Source organism: Trebonia sp. (genome assembly GCF_049794275.1).
GTDB lineage: Bacteria > Actinomycetota > Actinomycetes > Streptosporangiales > Streptosporangiaceae > Trebonia.
In genome coordinates, this window is record NZ_JBARCR010001058.1 from 1 (window position 1) to 5,762 (window position 5,762).

General features: G+C 72.9%; 8 protein-coding genes and 1 pseudogene. All 9 read right to left on the reverse strand.

Features of this window, described 5'->3' with window-relative positions; all coding sequences use genetic code 11:
• The coding region (locus tag WA805_RS26465) for an aminotransferase class III-fold pyridoxal phosphate-dependent enzyme (protein ID WP_425243706.1) at positions 1–586 on the reverse strand (586 nt) is incomplete at its 3' end.
• Positions 583–1,620 carry a phosphotransferase gene (locus WA805_RS26470; protein ID WP_425243707.1) on the reverse strand — a complete coding sequence of 346 codons (1,038 nt, stop codon included), beginning with the start codon at positions 1,618–1,620 and terminating at the stop codon, positions 583–585. The genes WA805_RS26470 and WA805_RS26465, both read right to left, overlap by 4 nt.
• A gap of 9 nt (positions 1,621–1,629) precedes the next feature.
• Positions 1,630–2,478 (reverse strand): alpha/beta fold hydrolase, encoded by an 849-nt coding sequence (locus WA805_RS26475; protein WP_422273901.1) that lies wholly within the window; start codon positions 2,476–2,478, stop codon positions 1,630–1,632.
• Positions 2,373–2,837, reverse strand: coding sequence for a hydrogenase maturation nickel metallochaperone HypA (locus WA805_RS26480; protein WP_422290840.1), 465 nt, complete (start codon positions 2,835–2,837; stop codon positions 2,373–2,375). Before WA805_RS26480 ends, WA805_RS26475 begins: the two co-directional genes overlap by 106 nt.
• Positions 2,838–2,841: 4 nt before the next feature.
• A complete protein-coding gene (locus tag WA805_RS26485) occupies positions 2,842–2,946 on the reverse strand; it encodes a DUF6893 family small protein (protein WP_422273905.1) in 105 nt (34 codons plus the stop codon).
• Between the two features lie 46 nt (positions 2,947–2,992).
• Positions 2,993–3,454 (reverse strand): annotated as a pseudogene (locus WA805_RS26490) (hydrogenase maturation protease); the annotation flags it as partial.
• Positions 3,451–4,860: a hypothetical protein gene (locus WA805_RS26495; protein WP_425243708.1), complete on the reverse strand. Its 1,410-nt coding sequence runs from the start codon at positions 4,858–4,860 to the stop codon at positions 3,451–3,453. The pseudogene WA805_RS26490 and the gene WA805_RS26495, both read right to left, overlap by 4 nt.
• Positions 4,857–5,525, reverse strand: a complete 669-nt coding sequence (locus tag WA805_RS26500) for a DUF6084 family protein (RefSeq protein WP_424558996.1) — start codon at positions 5,523–5,525, stop codon at positions 4,857–4,859. The genes WA805_RS26495 and WA805_RS26500 overlap by 4 nt, the downstream gene beginning before the upstream one ends.
• A partial coding sequence (locus WA805_RS26505; protein ID WP_425243709.1) for a DUF5947 family protein occupies positions 5,526–5,762 on the reverse strand: 237 nt, incomplete at its 5' end.

A 5,762-nucleotide genomic window follows, 5' to 3' on the forward strand; every position in this document is an offset into this window, starting at 1 on the left:
CCACAGCGGCGGCGTCCGGCGGCGCCGGGACGGCGCGGACGTGCCGGCCGAGCGGAACGCCGAGGCTGGGGGAGACCTCGGCGACGGCCGATGTCACGCCGTGGTAGGCGTTGGCGGTCACGATCACCCCGGTGCCGCCGGTGTGGTGCCGGGCGATCCGCAGCGCGAGGTCGTTGGCCTCGCTGCCGGTGCAGGTGAACATCGCGTGCGCCGGTCCGAGCTGGTGCGTGGCCAGCAGCCGCTCCGCGTAGTCCACGAGGCCGGCCGTGAGGTAGCGGGTGTGCGTGTTGAGCGTCTGGAGCTGGCGGCTGACCGCCTCGGTGACGCGGGGGTGCGAGTGGCCGACCGACGGCACGTTGTTGTACGCGTCCAGGTAGGCGGTGCCGTCCGGATCGTACAGGTAGACGCCCTCGCCGCGGGCGAACTGGACCGGGGTCGCGTAGAACAGCCGGTACGCGCCGCCGAGCGCCGCGTCGCGCCGCCGCACCAGGTCCCCGAGCTCCGGGTCGAGCGCGCCGGTGCGCGCGGTATCGAAACCGTTGACCATCCGGGCGGCGTCCATCCCGGTGCCGTCGGAGCCTGTCATTCCAGCGCCTCCCTTATCCGGTCCGCCACCGCGTGGGGGCCGATCGCGCGCAGCGCCGCGAAGTGCGCCGTCGCCTGCGGGGTCCTGCGCAGCAGGTAATCGCGGTTGGCGGGCTCGCGGGCCGCGTTCCACTGGCTCACGATGATCCGCGCCGCGAGTCGCAGCAGCATGAACTCGCCGATCAGCGCAGGGTCGCCGGGTCCGAGCGGGTCGACCGCGTGGTAGCCGACGATCACGTCGAGCGCCGGGATCAGCGGGTCGGTGCCGGCGGCGACGCCGAACTGGTAGCAGGCGGCGACGCCCACGTCCATCGCAACCGGGCCGGCCAGGCTGTCGCCGAAGTCCAGCACGCCGGTTACCCGGTCCGCGGCTGCCAGCAGGTTGTCGCCGTGAAAGTCGGTGTGGATGACCTGGCGGCGCGTCGCCGGGTCCGCGAGGCGCGGCAGCACCCGCGCCTCGAACCGGTCCAGGCAGCTGACCAGGGCCGCGCGCTGGTCCCTGTCCGCCGGCTGGCCGGGCAGCTGGTCAAGCAGCGGGCGGAGCTGATGGAAGTTCTGCAGGTCCCACAGGTGGGTGCGGTTCGCGCCCGGGTGCGCGAACGGGCGCAGCGCCTGGTCAAGCCTGGCGAGCGTGCCGCCGATGTCGCGGCGCAGCGCGGCGCTGGCCGGCCGCGAGCCGAGGACCGGCCCCTCCAGGTAGGACGTCATCCGGACGACGTGGCCGTCAAGGTGCAGCTCTGGGCGGCCGTCGAGAGTGCTGATGACCCGCTGGACGGGCAGCGCGGGTGCGGCCCTGGCGAGGTGCAGCAGCACCGCGGTCTGGAAGCTGGCCGCCAATGGCGAGGCGCCGGCGTCCGCCAGTGTGCCCGGGGGGATCTGGGCGATCTTCAGCAGCCGCGTCGGCCCGCCTGCCGTCACTAGCCGGAACGTGTCGTCGTGCTCGGCCGCCAGCCGTTCCGCGACCACGCTGATCCCGTAGTGCGCGGCGGCGATTTCCTCCGCCTGGTCATGCGATACACGAGGCGGGAGGAGCACCAGGCCATCCTAGGCGCTGGCCGCTCCCAGGATCTCCCCGGCGATCACGGCGGGGAACTCCAGCGGGGCGAAGTGGCCGGCGCCGTCCACGAAGCGCAGCCGGACGTCGCTGAAGAACTCGTCCAGGCGGTCGGACCAGTCTCGCGGGAACAGCGGGTCGTGGTCCGGCCACAGCACCGTGGCGGGCGCGGCGATCCGGTCGCCCGGGGCGGGCGCCTGCTCCGCCAGCGCGAGACCTATCGTGCCGGCGCCGGCCCGGTACCAGTTGATGGACGCGGTGAACGCGCCTGGCGGGCCGTACACCGAGACCAGGTGGTCGAGGGCGGCCTCGTCGAGCTCGAAGGCGGGGCCGGACCAGTGGTTCCAGAAGTGCCTGAGGTACGCGCGGACCGCCTCGGGCTTGCCGTCGATGAGCTCCTCGGCGAGAGGCAGGCGGTGGAACGACTGGTACCAGAACTCCCGCATCGGGCCCGGGCCGAACACCCGGGTGCCGACGCCGGGCACCGGCGGGGTGATCACCAGCGCCTTGACGAGCTCGGGCCGGTCCCTGGCCAGCGCCTGCGCGACCCGGCTGCCGATGTCGTAGCCGAATACCACCGGCCGGTTCAGGCCCAGGTCGGTGATCAGGCCCGCGACGCTGCGCGCGTTCGCCGCCGCGTTGTACTGGGCGCCAGGATCGGCGGGGTGCTTGTCCGATTCGCCGAACCCGCGCAGGTCCGGCGCGACGACCTCGCAGCCGTCCAGCAGCGGGATCAGCTCACGGTAGTCGGTGCGGTCGCCTGGCCACCCGTGCAGCAGCACGACCGCGGGACCGGAACCGGTCCTGTCATAGGCGAGTTCGAATCCGTCGACGGCCACCACCGTAATGTACGGGATAATTCCGCGTGGCTGTAGCTGACGGATTCGAGCGTCAGCTCATCGCCCCCGCTGACGTCGACGTCCGCGCTGCCGCACCGCGGGCAGACCGGTATCGGGTCGGCGACCTCGCTGACCGTTCCGCAGCCGTGGCAGGTGACGGTGGCGGGGACCGTGACGACCTCGACGGCCGCACCGTCCGCCTCCGTTCCCGCGGCGACCATCTCGAACGCCTGCGCCATCGAGGCGGGGTCTACCGCGTGCCGCACCCCGCAGCGGACCCGGATGCCGGCCACCCGCCGCCCGGCTGCCCGCTTCTGGACGGCGTCGAGGACGCCTTCGCACAGCCCGAACTCGTGCACGGGGTTACATCTCCCTGATCTTGAGGTAGCGCTTAAGGTCCGGCAGGCCTGCCACCACTATGGAGACCAGCGCCACTATCACCGCCACCGTGATCAGCCTGCGCACCATCGCGCACACCTTCCTTCTGTCCGATCTGGCTCAGGATTTCTTCTACCGCGCGGACCGCGTGCGGCAGGGCGGCCCGCACCGGCTCTGAGAGCCCCATTCCCGCGCTCACATCGGCCGGCTCGCAGGCCACGAGCAGGCTGCGACCGGGGCGACCGCCCATGGTGGCGAGCATAGCGAAGAGGTCATCGGGTGACAGACCGTGGCCGTCCATAACCGGCGCGCCAGGCCCGGCGTCGTCTGGGTCGACCTCGAGCACGGTGATCGTGCCAGGCTCGTACCCGCGCGGCGCGGCGTCGACGAGGACGAACAGGTCACAGCCGTCGAGCAGCTCGTAGACCAGGTGCACGCCGCGGATGCCGAAGTCGGCGATCTCCACGCCGTCCCGCTGGGGCTTTTCCGCGAGCAGCCGCGCCACCTCGACGCCGAATCCGTCGTCGCCGAGGAAGACGTTGCCGACCCCGGCGACCAGCGTGCGCCCTGGCTCCGGCTCCGTCCCCATCCCCGTCATGCGGGTTCGACCTCATCCGGCGAGAAGTAGAGGAAGCGGCCGTGCGCCGCGTGCAGGTCGGCCGCCGGGTCGTCGGTGAGCGTCACCGCCAGGTACGGCTGGTCGTCCACGTCGAGCAGCACCGCCTCGACGAGCGCGGTCCTGCCGACGAGGAACATGTCCTGCGCGTCGGCGCGGCGGGCGCCGGGCCGCAGCGTCACCAGGTTGCCGCGCGCGAGCCGCTGCCCGGCCACCAGCACGGAATCGGTGGACGGCGACACCGACTGATCCGCCTCCGGATCCCACCAGGGGACCTCGCCGGTGCCGTCGTCCTCGCGGGCCTGGGCGGGCGGTGAGCCCTGCCAGCCCCTGATCGTGCCGTGCAGCCGCTGCAGCGCCGCGCCGTCCAGCGACTCCACCCGGTCGATCAGCGCCGCGGCACGCGGATCGGTGGCGCGGGCTGCGGCCTTCTCCTCGTCGGTGAGAGCGAGCGTGCGGAGCGTGAGGATCTCGTCGATCTCGGTGCCGTCGTACAGCTCGCCCGGGCTCTCCCTGGCCACCTCGGGGTGGTCGGGCAGGATGATGGGGGAGGCCAGCAGGACGTTCCGCTCGCCAGGCGGGCCGGCGAGCACCGGCCAGCAGCCGGCGTTCTCGCACTCGCTGACCGCCGGCGCGGCCCACTCCGGCGGGTCTGTCATCGACACGAACGCGCCGCCGGAGATGGTGATGATCATGTGCGCCGCCACCAGCGCGGCCGGCAGCGCCTGCGCTCTGCTGCCTAGCACCGGGCTGCCCGGCGCCGCGCTGTCCAGCACCGCGCTGTCCGGCGCTGGGCTGTCCGGCACTGGGCTGTCCGGCACTGGGCTGTCCGGCACCGCGCTGCCTAGCACCGGGCTGTCCGGAGCGCCAAGCCCGGCGGCCGTCTGATTGGTCACCCCGACGGTGAGCCGCGCCGCCTGCCAGGGACCGGGCAGTTCGGTGGCGCGGACCGTCACGACGCCGCGCAGCGCCCGGCGGACGCGGATCACGTCCCCGTCCGCGGTCGCCTCGTGCTCCTCCCCGCCCGGGATGCCGAACGGCGTGGGGGTGCCGTCGCCGAACAGCGCGGCGCCCGCCACGGTGACCGAGACCTCGCGGTCGACCGCCTCGTCCCAGGTGTCCGGCGCCCCAGGGCCCGGGCAGGTCCTGCGCTGCACCTGAAGGAACCTGACGACCACGTCGACGGACGGCTCGCCGTCGCGGGTGAAGACGCACTCGGCCCGCGCGGTCGTGGTCTCCGACGGATCGGCCGCCGCGTACGCCGGGGGCATCAGCACGCCGAACTGCCAGCGGCTCCGGTTCTTCTGGGCCGAGGCCCGGTACGGGTAGAGGATGTAGCCCTCGTAGAGCACCGCGTCGGCGACGCGCCGCACGTCGTCGAGGCTCATGGCGTGCCTCCCGCCGTCCCGCTGGCGGTCCCGTTAGCCCGCTGGTTCGCCAGCAGCGCCGTGAGCGTCGCGTCCCAGGTCGGCAGCGCGTGGGCGGCCTTGAACACCGACAGCTCGTCGAGGGTCTCGCGGCTGCAGCGCAGCCACGCGCTGCCGGGGAAGTGCTCGTTCACCACGTCCTGCCAGACGCTGACCGGCATCCGGTAGCTGGCCTCCGAGCTCCACGGGATCGGCTCCACGCGCAGCCGGCCGTCGGGCGAGGTGAAGACGGTGCCGCTGAACAGCAGCAGCAGCGGGATCGTGCCGTCGTCCAGGCCCTGCAGGTACCGGCCTGAGGCCACCTCAAGGTCGTAGGTACACTGCACCTCGAGGCCGACCTCGGTCTGCCCGGTGAACGCGGGGACCATGACGGACACGGCGGCGAGCTGGATCGCCTTGACCGTTTCCGCCCAGCGCTCGGTGTCGCCGAACAGGTCGTGCAGCCGCCGGGCCTCGTCGGGGGAGTGCCTCCGCTTGTGCGGCTCGATCCTGATCTGGCAGCGCAGCGCGACAGCGTCCACGCGCTCGCCGAGGCCTTCCGTGACGTTCAGCCGGAACAGCAGCGTGGGCGTCGCCGTGTACGGCGCCGCGCTCGCCCCCGTGCATTCGAAGATCAGCTTCGCCATCTACGCCCCTGCCCGCGGATCCGGGGACGCCAGCGGATCCGGGGGCGCCAGCGGGCGGGCGCGCTCCCGGTTATCGGCGAGGAAGTCGGTCAGGAGGCGCTGTGCTTCCGCGCCGCCGTCGAAGCCGCGCCAGTGCACCCGCAGGCCGCCCGCCAGCGAGTAACACGTGTCGATCGGGATGAGGAACGCCTCCACGCCTCCTTCGGTGCCGTCGTCCGCGCTGGCACCGACCGGCGC